This is a genomic window from Humibacter ginsengiterrae, assembly GCF_054780115.1.
Genome location: NZ_BAAGWY010000003.1, coordinates 209314 through 229328 on the forward strand (window position 1 = coordinate 209314; position 20015 = coordinate 229328).

At 68.1% G+C, this 20015-nt stretch carries 15 protein-coding genes; 11 read left to right on the forward strand and 4 right to left on the reverse strand.

Annotated features, from left to right (window positions below; genetic code table 11):
- Position 1 precedes the first annotated feature (1 nt).
- Positions 2–904, forward strand: a complete 903-nt coding sequence (locus ACYVII_RS05875; protein ID WP_460532432.1) for a carbohydrate ABC transporter permease — start codon at positions 2–4, stop codon at positions 902–904.
- Entirely contained in the window at positions 901–3030 is a 2130-nt protein-coding gene (locus ACYVII_RS05880) for a hypothetical protein (RefSeq protein ID WP_460532435.1), read from the forward strand. The genes ACYVII_RS05875 and ACYVII_RS05880 overlap by 4 nt, the downstream gene beginning before the upstream one ends.
- Before the next feature lie 217 nt (positions 3031–3247).
- Here ACYVII_RS05880 and uidA read toward each other — a convergent pair whose 3' ends face one another.
- Together uidA and ACYVII_RS05890 are read right to left on the reverse strand one after the other, a co-directional pair.
- On the reverse strand, positions 3248–5059 hold the full coding sequence (gene uidA, locus ACYVII_RS05885; protein WP_460532437.1) for a beta-glucuronidase: 1812 nt from the start codon (positions 5057–5059) through the stop codon (positions 3248–3250).
- A 1-nt stretch (position 5060) separates the two neighbouring features.
- A complete protein-coding gene (locus ACYVII_RS05890) occupies positions 5061–6302 on the reverse strand; it encodes a glycoside hydrolase family 1 protein (protein ID WP_460532440.1) in 1242 nt (413 codons plus the stop codon).
- 153 nt (positions 6303–6455) lie between these two features.
- On the opposite strand from ACYVII_RS05890, the gene ACYVII_RS05895 reads away from it, so the two are divergent.
- From ACYVII_RS05895 to ACYVII_RS05920, 6 genes are all read left to right on the forward strand, one after another.
- Positions 6456–9101, forward strand: a complete 2646-nt coding sequence (locus ACYVII_RS05895; RefSeq protein ID WP_460532443.1) for a family 78 glycoside hydrolase catalytic domain — start codon at positions 6456–6458, stop codon at positions 9099–9101.
- 68 nt (positions 9102–9169) lie between these two features.
- The gene (locus ACYVII_RS05900; protein ID WP_460532446.1) at positions 9170–9964 is read left to right on the forward strand and encodes a 2-keto-4-pentenoate hydratase; all 795 of its coding nucleotides are present in this window, start codon (positions 9170–9172) and stop codon (positions 9962–9964) included.
- On the forward strand, positions 9949–10770 hold the full coding sequence (locus ACYVII_RS05905; protein WP_460532449.1) for an HpcH/HpaI aldolase family protein: 822 nt from the start codon (positions 9949–9951) through the stop codon (positions 10768–10770). The genes ACYVII_RS05900 and ACYVII_RS05905 overlap by 16 nt, the downstream gene beginning before the upstream one ends.
- Before the next feature lie 65 nt (positions 10771–10835).
- Positions 10836–11561 (forward strand): RraA family protein, encoded by a 726-nt coding sequence (locus ACYVII_RS05910; protein WP_460532452.1) that lies wholly within the window; start codon positions 10836–10838, stop codon positions 11559–11561.
- 39 nt (positions 11562–11600) lie between these two features.
- Positions 11601–12086: a group III truncated hemoglobin gene (locus tag ACYVII_RS05915; protein WP_460532455.1), complete on the forward strand. Its 486-nt coding sequence runs from the start codon at positions 11601–11603 to the stop codon at positions 12084–12086.
- A complete protein-coding gene (locus tag ACYVII_RS05920; RefSeq protein ID WP_460532458.1) occupies positions 12083–12850 on the forward strand; it encodes a helix-turn-helix transcriptional regulator in 768 nt (255 codons plus the stop codon). Before ACYVII_RS05915 ends, ACYVII_RS05920 begins: the two co-directional genes overlap by 4 nt.
- A gap of 26 nt (positions 12851–12876) precedes the next feature.
- Here ACYVII_RS05920 and ACYVII_RS05925 read toward each other — a convergent pair whose 3' ends face one another.
- Positions 12877–13311, reverse strand: coding sequence for a hypothetical protein (locus ACYVII_RS05925; protein WP_460532461.1), 435 nt, complete (start codon positions 13309–13311; stop codon positions 12877–12879).
- 109 nt (positions 13312–13420) lie between these two features.
- Between ACYVII_RS05925 and ACYVII_RS05930 the strand changes: the two genes are divergently transcribed.
- Positions 13421–14518, forward strand: coding sequence for an NAD(P)H-dependent flavin oxidoreductase (locus ACYVII_RS05930; RefSeq protein ID WP_460532464.1), 1098 nt, complete (start codon positions 13421–13423; stop codon positions 14516–14518).
- An 85-nt stretch (positions 14519–14603) separates the two neighbouring features.
- Here the strand turns inward: ACYVII_RS05930 and ACYVII_RS05935 are convergent, their stop codons facing one another.
- Complete coding sequence (locus tag ACYVII_RS05935) at positions 14604–17585, reverse strand: DUF222 domain-containing protein (RefSeq protein ID WP_460532467.1); 2982 nt, start codon at positions 17583–17585, stop codon at positions 14604–14606.
- A gap of 313 nt (positions 17586–17898) precedes the next feature.
- On the opposite strand from ACYVII_RS05935, the gene ACYVII_RS05940 reads away from it, so the two are divergent.
- Together ACYVII_RS05940 and ACYVII_RS05945 are read left to right on the forward strand one after the other, a co-directional pair.
- Positions 17899–18828 carry an EamA family transporter gene (locus tag ACYVII_RS05940; RefSeq protein WP_460532470.1) on the forward strand — a complete coding sequence of 310 codons (930 nt, stop codon included), beginning with the start codon at positions 17899–17901 and terminating at the stop codon, positions 18826–18828.
- Between the two features lie 56 nt (positions 18829–18884).
- Positions 18885–20006 carry a M24 family metallopeptidase gene (locus ACYVII_RS05945; protein ID WP_460532473.1) on the forward strand — a complete coding sequence of 374 codons (1122 nt, stop codon included), beginning with the start codon at positions 18885–18887 and terminating at the stop codon, positions 20004–20006.
- Positions 20007–20015: the final 9 nt, after the last annotated feature.

Here is a 20015-nt window from a genome sequence, read left to right on the forward strand (position 1 = left end):
GATGACGACTACGACCACCATGACTCAGGCCCGCGAACGCATCCGTCCGGAACCGGACGCGCCCGCTAGAACGCGACGCCGACGTCGCCTGAGCCCCGCCAGGGCCACGCTCTACGCGCTCCTCATCGCCGCAGCGATCAGCGCACTCTTCCCGATCCTGTGGATGCTGTCCGGCTCGCTGCAGTCGTTGCCGCAGCTTCTCAAGGGCGGCACGCTCGTGCCACTCGCACCGCAGTGGAGCAACTACCTCACCGCATGGGTGAAGGGAAATCTTGCCGTCTACCTCACCAACAGCGTCATCTACACGTTGGCGGCCGTGGTCGGCATCCTGCTTGTGTCGAGCTTGGCCGGGTACGCGCTCGCTCGCATCCCGTTCAAGGGAAAGGCCGCGTTCACGGGGCTCATCCTCGCGGTGATGATCATCCCGGCGCCCGCGATGTTCCTCGCCCAGTACAAGGTGCTTCTCGCGCTCGACCTCGCGAACACGCGCCAGGGTTACGTTCTGATCCTGATCACCTCGGGCATCCCCATCTCCACCCTGATCATGCGCAGCTTCTTCGCCTCGCAGCCGGTCGACCTGGAGGAGGCGGCCGAGCTGGATGGAGCGTCCGCGCTACGGATCTTCTTCGGCGTAATGCTCCCACTCGCCCGACCCGGACTCGCAGCCGTCGCCGTGATCCAGGCGTTCGCGGTGTGGAACGAGTACCTCATGGCACTCGTGATCTTCAACGACAACTCGCTGATGCCCATACAGAGGGGACTGACCAGCTTCGTGTCGGCAGAAACGCCCCAGCCGCAGATCCTGCTGGCCGCCACGATGATCTCCATCGTGCCGGTGGTCATCTTCTACCTGATCGCACAGCGGCAGATCGTCGACGGCATCAGTGCAGGAGCCATCAAGTGACAACAGGCAAGATCGACCGTCAGAAGCTGGTGCGACGCCACAATCCCCGATTCACCTCGGCGCATCCCGCCGACGTTCTCACCGTCGGAAACGGAGACCTCGCGGCCACGCTTGACTGCACGGGATTGCAGACCTTCGCTGCCTTCCACGAACTGCTTCCTGACCCGACACGCGTCCCCCCGACCGAGGAGAACGCCGGCTTGCCGCCGCAGCCGGAGCGGCCCTTTCGCAAGGACGACTATCAGATCCCGCTGCGCACGCAATCGACATGGGGATGGTATGAGACACCCGGAAGGCGCCGCCATGATCCGGCGGATGCGACCACGTCGTATTGGAACGGGCGGCGCATGGTTCCCTATCTCGACCGGATGGGGTTGCAGCGGCCGGAAGATGGCGTCGTGCCGGAACGGGCGGCGGCGGCCTGGCTGCACTACAACCCGCGGAGGCTTCATCTGGGGCGTCTCGTGCTGGCGGGATGGGATGGGTTCGAACCGCCCCGCTCTCCCGGTGACCTCGAAAGCGCAGAACTCGAGCTGGACCTCTTCTCAGGCGCGGTCGTCGCCGAGTACCACCTGAATGCCGTTCCCGTTCGGGTGCATACGACGATCCACCCCGAGGCGGATGTGATCGCTACGAGGATCGAATCGGAGCTGCTGGCGGAGGGCCTCGCGGTCCAGTGGTGCTTCGAGGGGCAGAAGGACGAGCTCGCCGCGTTCGAGACCGCACCGGCGACGTCGACCCGCTGGCAGGTAGGACACGACCACGCATTCGCCATTCGCCAAGTCGGCACCACGACGTACTCGGCCGGGGTGCGCAGCTCGGGCGAGTTGTCAGTGGGCCCTGGCGGTGATTCCGTCGTCGCCCACACCACTGCAGGGGTATTGGAAGTCGTCGTAAGTCTGCAAAGCGGATCGTCAACTGCTTCCGCCTCTGGTTCGCCGAGCGTGCACGAGGTCTTCGCCGCCGCTAAGCGCTGGTGGGCAGGCTTCTGGAACGACGGCGCCGCTGTAAGCTTTGCCGGCAGCTCGTCGGCTGCAGCACCGGAATTGGAACGCCGAGTCGTTGTCTCGCAGTACCTGACGACGGTGAATTGCGCCGGATCGACGCCTCCTCAGGAGACCGGCCTCACGCTCAACTCCTGGTCAGGCAAGTTCCACCTCGAGATGCACTGGTGGCACGCCGCCCACTTCGCCCTCTGGGGACGCGGTGCACTTCTCGAACGCAGTCTGGAGTGGTACCGCTCGATCCTCCCGGTAGCGAGCGAACAGGCGAAGTTGCAGGGATACCTGGGTGCTCGCTGGCCCAAGCAGACCGACCCTTCGGGTGCTGAGTCACCCAGCCAGATCGGTGTCTTCATCATCTGGCACCAGCCTCACATCATCCATCTGCTCGAACTCCTCCGGATTCGTGGCGTGCCGCAGGGATTCGTCGAGAAATACTTGCCATTGGTGCAAGCGACCGCCGAGTTCATGGCCGACTTCGTACAACCGGGCCCCAATGGCTACGAGCTTCCTCCGCCCCTGGTTCCGGCGCAGGAGAGCTACTTCCATGACAGGGCGAGAATGGCGAATCCGACTTTCGAGCTCGCTTACTGGGCGTGGGCGCTCAAGGTGGCGAACCGGTGGCGGATGCTCGCGGGCAAGGCGCCTGATGAAGCCTGGGAGCGCATCGCGGACGGTATGCGCTCGCCACAACTCATGCCTGATGGGACCTATGCGGGCGTCTCCACGCCTCCGTACCTCATTCGTGAGGACCATCCTTCGATGCTCATGGCGTATGGCTGGCTTCCCCCGACACCGCTGCTGGATCGGGAGGTCATGCGCAGAACGCTTCAAAGCGTGGAGGAATGCTGGGATTTCCAGTCGACGTGGGGTTGGGACTATCCGGTCATGTCGATGACGGCGTCTCGGCTCGGACGCCTGGACAATGCGCTCCGGCTCCTGCTGCTCGACACCCCGAAGAACCACTACCTCGTAAACGGCCACAACCCCCAGCGGCTCGGGTTCCTCCCGATCTACCTGCCCTCGAACGGAGGTCTTCTGGCCGCCATCGCGCATCTCGTCGCCGCACACAGGGCAGGCGCAGAACTCCCGGAAGGCTGGGTGATGCGCGCAGAGGGGTTCTAGTTCGGCTCCAGCCGTCGTCGCCCAAGCGCAGCCGCCTACCGTTGTGGGTATGGACGGCATCTTCGCCCGTTCGTCCTTCGCAGAGAACGCGACCAGCGCGTGATCTGGTACGTGGCTTGTGGTCGCGTTGTCGTTCGCGGCCGACATGGTCTATCTCGCGCTGGATCCTCGTCTGCACTACCGGACGGCCTGAGTGATGCAGATGCGGCGAGCACGCTCAGCCTTCCTGCCGGGGCTTGCGCCCATCCAGTCCGCTCCACCGTTCCCTGAGGTACCAGGCCGCCGCCTTCGGCTTGCGGTCCCGGGTGAAGACGCCCTTCTTGTTCCCCTCCACACGGTGAATGCCGTTGCCGGTGGCGAAGTCGGCGAAGTTCCACACCTGCTCACCGACGAACTGCGGGAATCTGTCGAACACGCGGTGATTCATCTCGAGATACGCCGTCTGGTACTCCTCGGTCCACGCCGCATCCCACACGGAGTGCACCCCGGGCTGGGTGTCGGCGCCGTACTCGGTCATCATGATCGGCTTGCCGGTTCGTTCGACCCAGCCCCGGATGTCGCCTTGCAGGTAACGCTCCGCCGTCGCCAGGTCGCCGGTGGCGACGTACCACCCGTAGTACCTGTTGAGGCTGACCACGTCGAAGAGGTCGACGATGCGGTCGTTCTGGAACGTTGCGAACATGACGACCGCGTACGTCAACGGCCGCGTCGGATCCAGCTCTCTCGCCAGGTTCACGAGCGGCTCGAAGTACTCGCGCGCGCCCTCCTCGTTCGACGCCGGTTCATTCGCGATGCACCACATCACGACAGACGGATGATTGCGGTCGCGCTCGATCAGCTCCCTCAGGTGCCGCGCGTGCGCGGCTTGCGTCGCCGCGCCGGCGTACTGCTCGGAGAAGGTCGGGAACGGGGGAGTGCCGGACATGCCGCCCACGACGCCCATGTTCAGGCCCACCGCCGCGGTCTCGTCGATGACGACGATGCCGTGCCGGTCGGCGAACTCGAGCACCTCCTCGGCGTAGGGGTAGTGCGAGGTGCGGAACGAGTTCGCGCCCACCCAGTCGAGCAGCTGGAAGTCGTGAACGAGGTAGGCGTCGTCGTGGCCCTTGCCGCGCACGGCGGAGTCCTCGTGCTTGCCGAAGCCGGTGAAATAGAAGGGCTCGCCGTTGATCAGGAACTCGTGCCCACGTACCTCAACGGTGCGGATGCCCACAGGCAGGGGATAGCTGTCGATCACGTTGTCGCCGTCCAACAGCTCCGCGGTGAGGTCGTACAGGTAGGCGGCTCCCGGACGCCACGGCACGACATCCGGAACGCGGAGCCGGCCCGTCGCACCGTCGGCCCGCACGACCAGGTGGCTGCGGGCATCCGTGAGGCGCACCCGAACGGCGAATCCCTCGGGTGCTTCGACGGTGTAGTCGACCAGCCCGGCCGTTCCCTCGGCAGAGGGGGCACCGTCGAAGGAGGTCACCACGCTCAGGCCGGTGATGCTCGCCTTCGGAGTGCTGTGCAGCCACACCGATCGGGCAAGCCCCGCGTAGTTGTAGAAGTCGTGGAAGTAGGTCTGCTTTGCACGGCCGTCCAGCCCGACCTCGATCTTGCCGGGCGGGATCGTTTCGTTCGTGAGGTCGCCGGACACCGCGACGGTGAGACGGAACTCCTCGCCTGCCTGGACAAGATCGGTGATGTCGACGTCGAACGGCGTGTATCCGCCGACGTGCTCTCCGGCGAGCTCGTCGTCGATGTAGACCCGGGCGGCGTGGGTGGCGGCGTCGAAGCGCAGCAGGATGCGGTCATCCGTCCATCCGCGCGGCACACGAACGCTTCGCTGGTAGTACACCCATCCGACGTGGTCGCGGATCTCGGGGTCGGTGAACAGGTCGTTGTAGCTGGCGGGAACGGCGGCCTCGAGGTCCGTCTGCAGTGTGGAGGTCCACGGGGTGGCGCCGACGCGGGCGTCGATGGCGAACCGCCAGACGCCGTCGAGGTTGACCAGCTCACGGGTCGGAGTGGACTTCGGCTTGAGCATGTCAGCTCACCCCACCCTGGCGAGCGACCTCACCCAGCCACTCAAGGCTCGGCTTGGGTGTGCGAGCGAATGTCTCCCGGTCGACGGCGACGAGGCCGAACGTGGGCTCCCAGTGACCCCACTCGAAGTTGTCGAGCAGGCTCCAGTGCAGGTATCCGCGCACGTCGATGCCGTCGGCCATCGCCTGATGAAGTCCGCGAAGCGCCTCCTCCGTGTAGCGGATGCGCTGCCCATCGTCGGCGGTCGCGATGCCGTTCTCGGTGACCAGGATCGGCACCCCGTGCGTGACATCCGCCGCGTGCCGCACCGCCATGCCAAGGGAGTCCGGGCGGTAGGTGGTGCCGACGAGGGTGTTGTCCGCACGCTGCGGGTGCGGCACGAGGCCGTGCGCGTCCACCTCCTGGCTGGAGTACGCCTGCACGCCCGTCCAGTCGTCGTCGCGGCTGCCCTCCCAGAAGAGATCCTCCTTGCCGTAGCGGATCTCGCGAAGTTTCTCCTCACCGCCAGGCGCGGGGGTCAGAGCGCCGGCGGCGATCGTCCAGCCGACCTTTGCGTCGCTGTTCGCGCGCACGGCGTCGCGGGCGCGATGGTGGATGTCCACCAGCACCTTCCCGATCGCGGGATCGGCGAACGCGAGGAACTCGTCTCGTGCACGTCGCTCGCGCTCGGCGTCGTCGAGAGCGGTCTCGCCGTTGCCTTCCACCGTGGGGCTTTGCCAGCTCGCTCCCTGCCTGTCCTGCATGCGGCGCATCGCCGTGATGATGGCGGCCTGCATGTTCGGCTCGTTCATCGTGGCGACCCATTCGACGCCGTCGAGGATGCCTGCAGCCTTCGTGACGTAGCGCACGAACGCATCGCCGGCGTCCGGAGCCATCCAGCCGCCCGCCTTCGCGAACCACAGCGGGGTCGTGAAGTGCTGCAGCGTGACCACGGGCGCGATACGTCTGTCGAGGCACGCGTCGATCATGCGACGGTAGTGCGCGAGTTCCGCGTTCGAGAAGTGGCCGGGCAGCGGCTCGATGCGTGCCCATTCGATGCCGAAACGATAGGAGTTCAGCCCGGCATCGGCGAGCAGGTCGATGTCTTCGCGGTAGCGGTGGTAACTGTCGCAGGCGTCGCCGGAGAGCTCCATCCCCGGCGTTACCTGCTCCTGCGCCCACCAGTCGCTGTTCAGGTTGTTGCCCTCGATCTGATGCGGCGCGGTGGACGCGCCCCAGAGGAATCCGTCGGGAAAGCTCGTCATCAGCACATCCTCTTCAATCGTTCTCTTCAGTTGTTCGCCGGTGAGCGCGGTCGGAAGTTCGCGTGCGCCGACACTAACATGAATTTAGATACGCAATACTATTTTCGAGCGGCAGCCGCGAACGGAGCGCCGTCCCGAGTCGAAGGAGACCCCATGCCGAGCAGTGCGCCTTATGACCTGAGTATCGACGCGGGCGGCGATGAGTTTCCCGTGTCGGATGCATCGCCTCGGCTCTCCTGGAAGTCGCCCGTCGATGCGGCAGCGTATGAACTGGAGGCGGAGGTGGACGACCAGCGCCTGGCGCTCGCCTCGGTGACGGAGCATCGCCTCGTAGGCTGGCCGTGGGCATCTTTGAGCAGCGGAAACTCGGTTCGCTGGCAGGCGCGAGCCGCCGGTGGCGAGTGGTCGCAGTGGCATCACTTCGAGGTCGGCCTGCTCGATCGAGACTGGCGGGCCGATTGGATCTCGCCGGCGGAGACCGCGGCACTGCCCGGGCGGCGCCCGGCCCACTCGATCTCGACCGTGTTCCGCATCGACGGCCCGGTGGTGCGGGCCCGCCTGTACGCGACCGCGCTCGGTGTCTACGAGGCGTTCCTGAACGGCATCCGTGTCGGCACGACAGAGCTGGCCCCCGGTTCGACATCGTACGACCGCACGGTCTACGCGCAGGCCCACGACGTCGCCTCCCTTCTGGTCCCCGGCGAGAACCGGCTCGAACTTCTCGTGTCGGACGGCTGGTTCCGCGGACAGGTCGGCGCCTTCCGCGGCCCGGCCGGCTGGGGCGACCGCCTCGCCGTGAGGGCTGAGCTGCACCTCGAGGCGGCCGACGGCGGCTCACTCGTCATCCGGACGAGGCCGGACTGGCAGTCGCGGCGGAGCAACATCGTCCGCGCCGACCTCATGGACGGCCAGACCACCGACTTCACGGCACCGGATGCCCCGGTGCTGCCCGTCGAGGTTGCAACCGGACCTTTCCCGCTGATCGGATGGTCGCCCGCTCCGCCCGTTCGCGTGATCGAGACCCGAGCACCGGAGTCGATCACTTCTGTCGGCGACTCGATCGTCGTCGACTTCGGTCAGAACGCGTCGGGATGGATCAGACTCGACGAGCTGGGGCCACGCGGCACACGGACCGTCATCGACTACGGCGAGCACCTGGATCGCGACGGCGACCTCGACCTGTCGCATCTCGCCGCCGTCGAACCCGGCAAGGATCCGGTGCCTTTCGTGCAGCGCGATGAGGTCGTGTCCTCCGGCGAACCGGGGGAGCGGTTCGAGCCCCATCACACTGTGCACGGCTTCCGATATGCGCGCCTGGCCACCGCCGGCAACTCGGCCGCGCTCCTCGCGCCGGACAGCATCGCCATGCGGGTCGTGCACACCGAGCTGCGGTCTGCCAGTTCGTTCGAGTGCAGCAACGATGACCTGAACCGTCTGCATGAGGTGGCGTACTGGAGCTTCCGTGGCAACGCCGTCGACGTTCCCACCGACTGCCCCACGCGGGAACGACTGGGCTGGACCGGCGACTACCAGGTATTCGCCCCTACGGCCGCGCGTCTCTACGACGTGCTCGGCTTCACCCGCAAGTGGCTGCAGTCCGTACGCGACGACCAGCTCGACGACGGCCGCATCGCGAACTTCTCACCCGACGGCCGCCGCGTGAAGCACAACCTCGAGTCCCGCTTCGCGATGACGACCGGCTCAGCGGGCTGGGGCGACGCGATCGTCAGCGTGCCATGGACCATGTGGACGACGTATGGCGACGTCTCCGTGCTCGCCGACAACTGGGATGCGATGCGCCGATGGGTTCAGTGGGCCCTTTCGGTGGCGCGCAGGCAGCGGCATCCATCGCGCTCTCAGCGCTCGCCGCAGCCCTCACCGCGCGAGGAGTTCATCTGGGACGCCTCGTTCCACTGGGGGGAATGGCTCGAGCCGGCCGGCCGCATGCCGGACGGCCGGCTCGTGAACCCGGTCCACGAGAACCCGTTCGCCTGGTTCACCGCCGACAAGAGCGAGGTCGCGACGGCCTACCTGTTCCAATCGGTCTCACGGCTCGCCGAGATCGCCACGCTGCTCGGCCGCGACGACGACGCGGCCCGCTATCGCGAGCTGGCGCCGCGGATCAAGGATGCCTGGCAGCACGAGTTCCTCGACGAACGCGGGCGCACGGTGGCCGACACGCAGGCGGCCTACGTGAGGGCGCTGGCGTTCGGGCTGATCCCGGATGCGCTCCGTGCCGCGGCGGCAGACCGTCTCGTGGAGCTGATACACGAGGCGGACGATCACCTGGCGACGGGGTTCCTGTCGACCGCGGACCTGCTGCCCGTGCTCGCCGACACCGGACATCCGGATGTCGCCTACTCCGTTCTGCTGCAGCGCACGTCGCCGTCCTGGCTGGGCATGCTCGACCGCGGGGCCACCACGATCTGGGAGGACTGGGACGGCATTACCGACGACGGTGCGGCGCACGACTCGCTCAACCACTACAGCAAGGGCGCTGTCGTCAGGTTTCTGCACACGCACGTGCTCGGCCTTCGACAGGCGGAGTGCGACGTGGCCTGGCGGCGCATCGAGATGGCGCCGGTCGTCGGAGGCGGGCTTTCGTTCGCCCGCGGGCACTTCGACTCGCCGCAGGGACGCATCGAGGTGGCATGGCGCCTCGACGTCGGCGAGCTCGAAGTGGAGGCGACGTTGCCTGCGGGCACGAGCGGGCGTATCCGCTTCCCGGGCGGCGAGACTGTCGAGTTGGCACAAGGGCATGTCGTTGAACGGAAGGCGCTCGATCCCGCAACCGCATGACATCAGACCCGTCCGCCCGGATCGTATACGATTGTGGAGCACCCGGCCGACGAGGATGTGGAGCTGCGATGGATTCCGACCGACGCGAGGCGATCGCCGACGAACTGTTCGCGGCGCACCAAGCTAGGAGCATCCTGCCGCGGCTGACGGCGCGCAACCCCGACATGACGGTCGAGGATTCCTACGCGATTCAGAGCCTATGGGCGCAGCGTCGCATCGACGCCGGTCGCACCGTCGCCGGTCACAAGATCGGTCTGACGTCGAAGGCGATGCAGGCGGCGACGGGCATCACCGAGCCCGACTACGGTGTGATCTTCGACGACCAGGTGTACGCATCCGGATCGACGGTCGAGTTCGACGCGTTCTCGAACGTGCGCATCGAGGTGGAGCTGGCGTTCGCGCTGAACAAGCCGTTGTCGGGTGACGGATGCACCGTGGACGACGTTCTCGACGCGACGGAATACGTCGTGCCGGCCCTGGAGATCCTCAACTCGCATCTCGAGCTGGAGGGTCGCACCATCGTCGACACGATCGCGGACAACGCCGCGCTGGGTGCGATGGTCGTCGGCGACGTGCGGGTGGCACCGGGCGAGATCGACCTGCCGTGGGTCGCGGCGGTGCTCGACCGGAGCGGTGAGATCGAGGAGACCGGCGTCGCGGCGGGCGTGCTCGGGCATCCGGCTCTCGGAGTCGCCTGGCTGGCCGGCAAGCTCGCGCAGCACGCTGCGGGATTGGCCGCCGGCGAACTCGTGCTCGCCGGGTCATTCACCAGACCGATGTGGGTGAGACGCGGCGACCTCGTGCGCGCACGGTATCGCGCGGGGGAGCGCGGGATGGGAGAGGTGACATGCCGGTTCGAATGACGCTTGCCTCCACGCTGCCGCAGGTGCTGGCGCAGGCTCCGCGTCCGCTGGCGGGCATGTGGGTCGTGTCGGCGAGCCCCTTGATCGCGGAGATCGCGGCCGGCAGCGGGCTCGACCTGCTGCTCATCGACGGCGAGCACTCCGCGAACACGCTGGCGAGCATCCAGCTGCAGCTCCAGGCCATGGCCGCGTACCCGATCACACCGATGGTGCGGGTGCCGTTCGGTGACACGGTGCTGATCAAGCAGTACCTCGACCTCGGTGCGCAGAACCTCATCGTGCCCATGGTCGACAGCGCCGAGCAGGCGGCCGAGGTCGTGCGCGCAGTGCACTATCCGCCGCGTGGCGTTCGGGGCGTCGGAAGTTCGCTCGCACGCAGTGCCAGGTGGAACCGCGTCGAGGGATACCTCGGAAACGCCGCCGAGCACGTGTCGCTGACCGTGCAGATCGAGTCGACGAGGGCGGTGGAGAACCTCGAGGGCATCGTCGGCGTGGATGGCGTGGATGCGCTGTTCGTCGGCCCGAGCGACCTCTCCGCGTCCATGGGCCTGCTCGGGCAGCAGACCCACGCCGACGTCATCACGGCCGTCGAGCACGTGATCCGTGCGGGTTCGGCAGCAGGGCGTCCCGTCGGCGTCAACGCGTTCGACCTCGACATGGCGCAGCACTATCTGGATGCCGGTGCCCGCTTCGTGTTCGTCGCCGCCGATGTCGCGTTGCTTGCCAGGGCATCCGAGGCACTGGCCGACCGGTTCTGTGCGACGGAACCGGATGCCGGTGGCACGACACCGCGAGCGAGCTACTGACGCCGGGCACCCGCGCTGCTGCACCACTGGCATCCGCCACCGACGCTCTCCACGGAGGAAAGCCCATGAGCACCGAAGACACCACGATCGAGCCGCTTTCCGTCGAGCTGCTCGCCACATTGAACGACGCCGCGGTCGCCACCCTCAGCGCCGCTCTCCGGAGCCGCGGCTACACGGACATCTTCATCGAGGGCGCGCTGCCGCTTCGACGAGGAGCTCGCATGGTCGGCGTGGCCCGCACGCTGCGGTTCGTGGCGTTCCGGCCCGACCTGTTCGCGGAGCACGGCGGCGGGTTCAATGCACAGAAGCGGGTGTTCGACACGGTGAATCCGGGCGAGGTCATCGTGATCGAGGCGCGCGGCGAGCGAGGAACCGGCACCGTGGGCGACGTGCTCGCGCTGCGGGCTCAGAGTCGCGGTGCCGCGGGCATCGTCACCGACGGGGGAGTGCGCGATGCCGAGCAGGTGGCATCCTTCGACATCCCCACTTTCGCGAAAGGCGCGCACCCCTCAGTGCTCGGGCGCAGGCACGTGCCATGGGAGTCCGACGTGGTCGTCACCTGCGGCGGGGCCGCGGTGCGCCCGGGCGACGTGATCGTGGGCGATGGCGACGGCGTCATCGTGATCCCGCGGCAGCTGGCCGATGAGGTGGCCGCGCAAGCCGCCGAGCAGGAACGTCGGGATGCCTGGATCGCCCACCGCGTTGCCGAGGGCGAGAGCCTCGACGGGCTCTTCCCGATGAACACGACATGGCGCGAGCGGTATGAGCGTGAGACGGGCACGGGAGAATAAAAAGCACGAGCATCCGTTCAATGGCGTAGCCTGGACGACATGACGGCGACACCCGCACCGCGTGATCTCGCGGACCGCGACGACATCGCGACCCTTGTTCGCACGTTCTACATGCGGGCGTTCGAGGACGATCTCATCGGCCACATCTTCACCGACGTCGCCCACATGGATCTCGACCACCACCTGCCGATCATGTGCGACTTCTGGCAGACCGTGCTCTTCAACGCGGGCCTCTACCGGCGTAATGCGCTGCAGTTGCACTACGTGCTGCACGCGAAGCATCCGCTGAACGAGGAGCACTTCGATCGTTGGCTCGCGCTGTGGGCCTCGACCGTCGACGACCTCTTCGCCGGACCCGTCGCCGAACGGGCGAAGCTGCAGGCCACCCGCATCGCCGGATCGATCCATCGGCGGCTCGACGGCCGCTCGGGGAGCCAGTTCGAGAGCATCGGGCGTCGCGAGGCTCCCGACGCCATCGAGTACCGTCGTGGTGTGCATCCGGACGGAGCGGTGGCGGAGAGATGACGGGCGACAGCGCGGCAGAACTCGTCGCCGGCTCGACGGAGCCGGCCGCGCGGCGACGCGTTCTGGACGTGCTCGCCCGATCGCGGCATCCGTTGGACGCGAAGGCGATCGCCGACACGCTCGGCGTGCACATCACGACCGCGCGGTTCCATCTCGATCAGCTCGAGACAGCGGGGCTCGTGCAGCGCCGCACCGCAAGAGAGAACCGGCCGGGCAGACCCCGGGTGGTCTACGCCTTGAGCGCGTCGCTTCGTGCGGCGGATGCCCGTGAGCAGCTCATCGAGGTGCTCGCGAACGCGTTGGCCGACCCGGCGCCGGCCGTTGGGCATCCGCGTCGGCGCGGGCGTTCCGCCGCCGTGGCGGCGGGTGAGCGATGGGCCGACGCGATGGAGCAGCGGGCGAGGGCATCCGCGGCGAGTGGCGGCTCGGTGGCGAACGGTGAATCGGCCGGGAAAGGCCGTGGAGGGATGCACACAGATTCCGTCGATGACCTCGTCGATACGCTCGACTCCCTCGGGTTCGCGCCAGAGGCGGTGGGTGACGACATCCTCATGCACGAGTGCCCGTTCCGGGCGGCCGCCCGCGAGCGACCCGACGTGGTGTGCGCCGTACACCAGGGGCTGGTCGAACGCATGCTCGCCGCCGGTCCCGCAGAGGGTGAACGGGGATCGGACCGGGGCGGCAGCACCGTGCCGCGAACCGCGACTCTGCTGCCGTTCGTGCAGCCGGACCTCTGCGTGGTCCGCCTCGGCCGTTCGGCGTGAGCTGCGCCGTTCGCGATGACGCGGTGCTATGCCGTCGCCAGCCCCACCACTCCTATGGCCACCAGAAGAGCGACCTTCAGCGCTTCGAGCGCGATGTACGTGAAGTGCATGGTGTGGCGGGGCATCCGTTCCGCTGTGCGTCCGGTGGTCACACGCCGGTCCATGAGCGGGCGCAGCACGAGCGCGCCCAGCACGAGCACCACGAGCACGGCGATCACGAGGGTCAGGGAGACCGGCACAGCGGTCGCTCCCTGCAGCAGTACGACGATCAAGAGCACCACTCCGGCAACGCCCTCGACCGTATTCAGTGCCCGGAACACGAGGCGGCCGATGCCGACGCCGACCTCGATCGACAGGCCGGGAGCCCGGAACTTGAGTGGTGCCTCGAGGAACGAGATGCCGAGCACGAGGCCCAGCCAGGTGAATGTCACGGCGACCTGCGTGGCGAGTGCGGGATTCACGGATGCCTGCCCATCGGGTTAAAGCGGAACAATATCCTTTTTATCAGAAGAGCACGCGCCGCGCCGGTCGTACGATCGCAGCGGAACGTCTAGACCGAGGAGCCCACTCATGAACTCGCCGACCATCGATTCCCTGGCCTCGAACGCGAAGCCCTCGAACACGCTCACCCGCAGGCTGGGCATCGAGGCGCCGATCGTGCTCGCACCGTTCGGCGGGCTCTCGTCGGTCGAGCTCACCGCACGAGTGAGCGAGTTCGGCGGCCTCGGGTCGTACGGGCTGTACGGATACGACGCCGATCGCATCCTGCACACCGCCGACGAGTTGCGCGCGGCGACTTCGCGCCCGTTCTCGTTCAACCTGTGGCTGCCCACGGGAACCGAGCGCGACCCGGACCCGGCCGAATACGCCCGGGCGGCCGAAGCGGTGCGACCGCTGTTCGCCGAGGTCGGGCTCGAGGTTCCGGATGCCCCCGCGCGCTACCTGCCGCCGTTCGAGGAGCAACTGCAGGCGGCGCTGGATGCCCGTCCCGCTGCACTCAGTTTCGTGTTCGGGGTGCCCGGGCGCGACATCCTGGAAGCGGCGCACGAGAGAGGGATCGCGGTCATCGGCTCAGCCACGACGGTCGACGAGGCGGTGGCGCTGGAGCATGGTGGTGTCGACGCGATCGTGGCGACCGGCGCAGAGGCCGCCGGGCACAAGGTGGCGTTCCTCGAGCCGGCGGAGCGCTCGCTCGTGGGACTCGTCGCCCTGGTACCTCAGGTTCGTGACGCCGTGGATGTCCCGGTGATCGCCGCGGGAGGCATCGCGGATCGGCGTGGTGTGCGGGCGGCGTTCGCGCTGGGCGCCGACGGTGTGCAGGTCGGAACCGCGTTCCTGCACACGAGGGAGTCAGCCGCGAACGACGCGCACCGGGCCGCGATCGAGTCGACGCCTGCGCACGCCAGCGTGCTCACGAGGGCGATGAGCGGCCGGCTCTCCCGTGGGGCGTCGAATCTCGCCGTGCGCACAATCGAGCAGGCGGATGCCATCGCACCGTTCCCCGCGCAGAACTGGCTCACCGGGCGCTTCCGCGCAGCGGCCGGCGCGCAGGGCAAGGGCGAGCTGCAGTCGCTGTGGCTGGGCCAGGCGAGCCCTCTCGCGACGCTCGACTCCGCGGACGCGGTCTTCGCGGAGCTCGCTGCGGGGCTGCCGGTCATCGCCGACTGAGCGGCGAAGCTGCGTATCGAACGGGTGGTCTGCTGCGCGGCTCGATGGTCCCGTGACGTCCTTGCGCTACACGTACCGGCATCCGCTACTGCTTTATCGTGGCGCGGATGCCGATACGTGTAGCGCGAGCGTTGAGCAGGCGGGGCCGGACGGCATCCGCGGTGCGTGAACGCGCCCGGCAGAGCCGCACGAGCGCCCACACGAACAGCGCGCCGAGGGCGATATTGCGCGCGGTCAGCAGCGCGAGCGCCGCTGGGTTCGCGTCGATGACGAGGTCGTAGATCCACGGGTAGAACGCCTGCGTGAGCGCAGCGACCGCGAGGCCGACGAGCGCGGGAAAGCGAAAGCGCCGCGGCTGCTGAACGAGTCCGTAGACGATGGGCGCCGCCAGCCAGGTGACATACTGCGGCGAGAGCACCTTGTCGAACAGCATGAGCGCGAGCACCATCGCGAGCATCAGTGCGGGAAGGGCCTTCGCGTCGCGGTGCACGGCCGCGAAGAGCCCGAGCGCCATCACGGCCACCAGCGCGACGAGCAGCAGCGGCGTCATGAGGTGCACGGCGATCTGGCTGCCCGGTCCCGACACCTCGAACGTGTTGAGCGCGCGACTGTAGAACACGCGGGACGGATGCACGCGCAGCGCGGCCGCCCACAGCCATCCGGATGCCACGGGCGACTCGATCTGCAGGCCGCGGGCGTCTTGCGTGCCGATGAAGCTGAAGAGCCGGGTTCCGGCGCCCAACGCCAGCGGGACCGCGACGATCGCGGCTGTCGTAGCCAGGGCGATCACGATGGTGCGGAGACGGTGGCGGGCATCCAGAAGCAACGATGCCAGCAGCGCGACGGGCCACACCTTGATCCAGGTCGCGATCGTCAGCAGCACGACGGCGACGCGCGGCCTCGTACTCAGCCAGAGGAGCCCGGCGATCGCGATCGGCACCGAGACGGAGTCGATGCGGGTCAGCGCGATGGGGCCGAGCAGCAGCAGGAAGGCCAGCCACCACCAGGCGGCGTTCCAGCGGCGGCGGCTCGGGCGATGCGTGAGCATCGCGATGACGGCGGCGTCCAGCCCTGTCACCATCACCATCCAGGCGAAGCCGTAGGCGTGCGCGCCGAACAGCATGGGCGCCAGCACCGGAACGAGGGCGGCGATCGGATACACCCAGCGCGAGTCGATGCCTACGATTCCGTGACCGGCGAACACGTGGTGCGCCCACGGAAGGTACATGGTGTGCACGTCGCCGAGGTACTTGTGCTGATCGAGCGAGAGCACGGTCGCGGTGATCGCGACGTGCACGAAGGCGAACGCGAGCCACAGCCAGAGGTGGGATGCCCGTGCCCGGCTCATCCAGGAGCGGGCACGATCGAGCGCGGTCTCGGCCGACGTCATACTCGTCGCAGCGCCGGCCGGCGCAGTGTCGGTCCGGGCAATGCCTGCCGACGCGGTGTCCCTGGGGAGCAGCACACTCGGATGGTACGCATCCGTGTTCCCAGCAGCCTCCCATTGTGCGTTCGGGCACGGCGTGATTTCGCTCGCGTCGAAGCTATGCCGGCCGCGGTGCCCGGTCGTCGCCTCGCGAACACGGGCAAGCAGCGCGGGTCTCGTTCTGTGAAGGTCTTCACGCGATATCAGGGGACGTTCGCCGCGCCACGTTCGCGGCCACGTCGATCTATCGATCGGGTGCTCGCGCGGTCTTCTGTCGTCGTCGTTGGGTTCGTGTCTAGCCTGCGCGTCGCCACACCTGGTGGGGGTCGATCCAGGCGGGTGGTCGCAGGTAGGGGACGCCGTCGCGCATGGTGATCTCCCAGCCGGAGGTCTCCAGGGTGCGATGGGGAAAACGCCGTTGTCAGTATGCGTTGGGCCCCCACGGGCGTGTTCTTCAACGTGGTGGATCTCGCACCATCCGGCGGGGACCCCGCACGCGGTGATCACGCAGCCGCCGTCACGCAATGTGATGCCGCGCCGTTGTTGTGGGGTGAAGCACCGGTCCGGTGCCCCTAACGCGACCAGCCGGCCCTTCTGGTTGAAGTATCCCTTCTGGATGCCGCCGGTGCAGGCCAGCTGCCGTGCCGTGCTGATCGAGAGGGGCTCTTCGACCCCGTCCACCCGCGCGGCACCTGTGCCTGACGCGAGGTCTTCCGCGGTCACGGAGACGAGGATGGTGGGTGCGGCACCGCCGAGGGTGGGGGTGTCCGCGCTGCGGGCGGCGGCGTCCAGGATGGTCATCAGGATGTCGTGCCGTTGCTGCCCCACGCTGCGGGAGTCCCCGTTCAGTTCGGCGTCGAGGCGTTGTTCTTCGGTGAGGAACACCCCGGTGGTTTTCGGGGACAGGTAGGCGCTCAGGACCCGTTCCAGTTTCCCGACCAGTTCCGGGATCGCATCCAACCGGTACCGGGTCACATCCCCCCGTTTCCCGACCCGGGTGAACCCGCGCTCGACCATGGCCCGCTGCTCTCGGGGTTCGGCACCGTCCGGGTCCAACGCGACCTGCCATTGGATCGCGGCGATCCTGGTCTGATCCGCGGTGAACGGTGCCACCTGCTCCCCGGTGGCCTGATCCACCCCGACCGCCGACGCGACGAGGGCCTCCTCCGCGTTGGCGAGCACGCCCGGTTCGGCACGGCCGGCCACCGCCGTGAGTGCAGCGGCGATCACGGTCGCAGTGTCCATGCCGAGCCGGCCTTCCGCGACCGCGGAGGCCACTACCGGCAGTTTCGGCGGCAGGATCTCCCCGGTGATCGTGTCCCGGCGTCGCAGCACCTCACCGAGGGTGCATCGTTTCACTGCGGTCCGCTCCGACACCTGGGTGATCCGGGCGATCAACTCATACGGGGTACGACACCCACGACGTGCGGACAGCCGCTCCGTGCCCAGGGTGCGGCGGGAGCGTTCCGCGACCTCCGCCGCCACCGCCACCCGCAACGCATCCACCGCGCGGCCGAGCTCTTCCGCCTCCGCCATCGTCGCCAGCAGCCGATCATCCGACAGGCCCGGAACCTCCGGCACGGTCACCGCCGCCCGGGCAGCAGCAACCGCTGCGGCCAGGTGCTCGGTGATCTCGTCCATACATCGACCCAACACCACACCACCGACATTCCCACGACCACGGAAACCATCTCTGATCAGGCCTGTTGATGACCCCACAGACCCGGCATCTGGGGACGGAAAGACGCCCCTGAAGCGAAGTGGCGCCGCAGGAGATGCGCGCGAGCGGCAACGACGCGGGCAGGTGAGGCATTCTCATACCGGCCCTGCCACGTCGCTGACACCCGGCGTCGCTGGCCGCCGATAGGTTGGCATCCGTGACCCCGACGACGAAGGAGGCGCAGCGCGCCGAACTTCACAAGACCATCTGGCGTATCGCGAACGACGGGATGCCATGGGTGCTGTACTCGGCCTGATCGCCGCGATCGCGTATGGCGCCTCCGACTTCGTGGCCGGCATCGCCAGCCGTCGCACACCCGTGATGCTCGTCACTGCCGTCACGCTCGTGACGGAGTTCCTGCTCGCGCTCGTCGTTCTCGCGTTCGTGCACGGCAGCGGGCCCACCGCGTCCGCCGTGCTGTGGGGTGCGTTGAGCGGTGTCGGCAGCGCGGCCGGAACACTGGCCCTCTATCAAGGCTTCGCGGTCGGCTCGATGAGCATCGTCGCCACCGTCTCCGGGGTGCTCACGGTCGTGATTCCGGCCGTGGTGGGCGTGGCGATCGGCAACCGGCTCACGGTGCTCGGCCTGGCCGGCGTGCTGGCCGCGGTCGTCGCCGTCGCCCTGGTGTCCTGGACCAGTGGGCTCCCGTTCCGGCGTCGTTCCAACGCCGCCCGGGCCACGACGAGCGACACCCGGCCCAGTACGAGCGTTACCGCAGCCGGCACGGGCGACATCCGGCCACGCACGGGCGGAGCGGGTTACGGAGCGCTGGCCGGGGCATCCTTCGCGCTGCTGTTCATCGCCCTGGAGCGCTCCGGCACGTCGTCGGGTGTGTGGCCGGTCGCCAGCGGGCAGCTGGTGGCGTGTCTGGCAATCGTTCCCCTTGTCCTGATCAGGATCCACCGCGGCAGGGCGCCCGCCACGGCGATGCTCCCCGCCCTGCGCCTCCCCGCGATCGCCGGTGTTCTCGGCGGGCTCGCCGCGTTCAGCTACCTCTCCGCTACCGGGCTCGGCGAGCTCGTCATCGTCGCGGTGCTGACCTCGATGTACCCGGCCGTGACGGTGCTGCTCGCCCGTTTCGTGCTCGGGGAACGATGGAGCCGGATACAGGCGGCCGGACTCGTGCTGTCGGCGGCATCCGTCGCGGCGGTCGCATTGTCCTAGCGTCGCGGCCGTCGCCCAAGTGAACGGGATCCGGCACGACCTCCTAGGCTCGGATCATGGCAGAGCCCGGGCAGAGATTCGCCGCATCCGTCTACGCCTCCCGGCTGGATCGCGCGGCAGCGCTCGCCGCCGACGCCGGCCTCGACGCAGTCATCGTGACACCCGGGCCCGATCTGCAGTACCTGATCGGCTCGCGCGCCAGCACGTTCGAGCGATTCACGGCGCTCGTGATTCCGGCATCCGCAACCCCGTTCGTCGTCGCACCGCGCATGGAGCTGGCCGCCCTGCGCGCGTCGGCGCTCGGCGACCTCGAGATCGAGGTGCGCGACTGGGTCGATGGCGATGACCCGTACGCGCTGGCTCTGAAGAGCCTCGGCGTCGTGCGCCGGTTCGGACTCTCCGAGGCGACCCCCGCGCTGCACTCGATTCCACTGACCTCGACGGCGGATGCCTCGCCCGAGCTCGCGACGCCGGTGCTGCGCCGCCTGCGCATGGTCAAGGATGCCGCGGAGGTCGAAGCCCTTCGTGAGGCGGGCAGCGCCATCGATCGAGTGCACGCCCGCGTCGGCGAGTGGCTGCGACCGGGACGCACCGAGCGCGAGGTCGCTGCCGACATCGCCGCGGCGATCGTGGGGGAGGGGCACGCGGAGGCGGACTTCGTGATCGTGGGGTCCGGTCCGAACGGTGCCGATCCGCACCACGAAGTGTCCGACCGTGTGATCGGTGAGGGCGAGACCGTCGTCGTCGACATCGGCGGACCTACGGCACTGGGTTACAACTCCGACAGCACGCGAACTTATGCGACCGGCGAGGTGAGTGCAGGCATCCGGGATGCCTATGCCGCCCTCCAGCGTGCGCAGCAGGCGGCCGTCGACGCTGTGCGTCCGGGTGTCACGGCCGAGAGTGTGGACGCGGCCGCTCGCCGCGTGCTGCAGGATGCCGGCCTCGCCGACCGCTTCATCCACCGCACCGGGCACGGCATCGGCCTCTCGGTGCACGAGGAGCCTTACATCGTCGCCGGCAACCCCACCGTTCTCGAGCCTGGCATGGCGTTCAGCATCGAGCCCGGCGTGTATTTCCCGGGCGAGTGGGGTGCGCGCATTGAAGACATCGTGGTCGTGACCGATGACGGCGTCGAGCCGCTCAACCGACGCCCGCACGTGCTCGCAGAGGTGTAACCGGCGACG

Excerpts from the sequence above, each read along its gene's own strand:
- ACYVII_RS05875 (WP_460532432.1), top strand. The coding sequence starts at position 2 with ATGACGACTACGACCACCATGACTCAGGCCCGCGAACGCATCCGTCCG.
- uidA (WP_460532437.1), bottom strand. The coding sequence starts at position 5,059 with ATGCTCAAGCCGAAGTCCACTCCGACCCGTGAGCTGGTCAACCTCGAC.
- ACYVII_RS05890 (WP_460532440.1), bottom strand. The coding sequence starts at position 6,302 with ATGACGAGCTTTCCCGACGGATTCCTCTGGGGCGCGTCCACCGCGCCG.
- ACYVII_RS05895 (WP_460532443.1), top strand. The coding sequence starts at position 6,456 with ATGCCGAGCAGTGCGCCTTATGACCTGAGTATCGACGCGGGCGGCGAT.
- ACYVII_RS05900 (WP_460532446.1), top strand. The coding sequence starts at position 9,170 with ATGGATTCCGACCGACGCGAGGCGATCGCCGACGAACTGTTCGCGGCG.
- ACYVII_RS05905 (WP_460532449.1), top strand. The coding sequence starts at position 9,949 with ATGCCGGTTCGAATGACGCTTGCCTCCACGCTGCCGCAGGTGCTGGCG.
- ACYVII_RS05910 (WP_460532452.1), top strand. The coding sequence starts at position 10,836 with ATGAGCACCGAAGACACCACGATCGAGCCGCTTTCCGTCGAGCTGCTC.
- ACYVII_RS05915 (WP_460532455.1), top strand. The coding sequence starts at position 11,601 with ATGACGGCGACACCCGCACCGCGTGATCTCGCGGACCGCGACGACATC.
- ACYVII_RS05920 (WP_460532458.1), top strand. The coding sequence starts at position 12,083 with ATGACGGGCGACAGCGCGGCAGAACTCGTCGCCGGCTCGACGGAGCCG.
- ACYVII_RS05930 (WP_460532464.1), top strand. The coding sequence starts at position 13,421 with ATGAACTCGCCGACCATCGATTCCCTGGCCTCGAACGCGAAGCCCTCG.
- ACYVII_RS05935 (WP_460532467.1), bottom strand. The coding sequence starts at position 17,585 with ATGGACGAGATCACCGAGCACCTGGCCGCAGCGGTTGCTGCTGCCCGG.
- ACYVII_RS05940 (WP_460532470.1), top strand. The coding sequence starts at position 17,899 with ATGGGTGCTGTACTCGGCCTGATCGCCGCGATCGCGTATGGCGCCTCC.
- ACYVII_RS05945 (WP_460532473.1), top strand. The coding sequence starts at position 18,885 with ATGGCAGAGCCCGGGCAGAGATTCGCCGCATCCGTCTACGCCTCCCGG.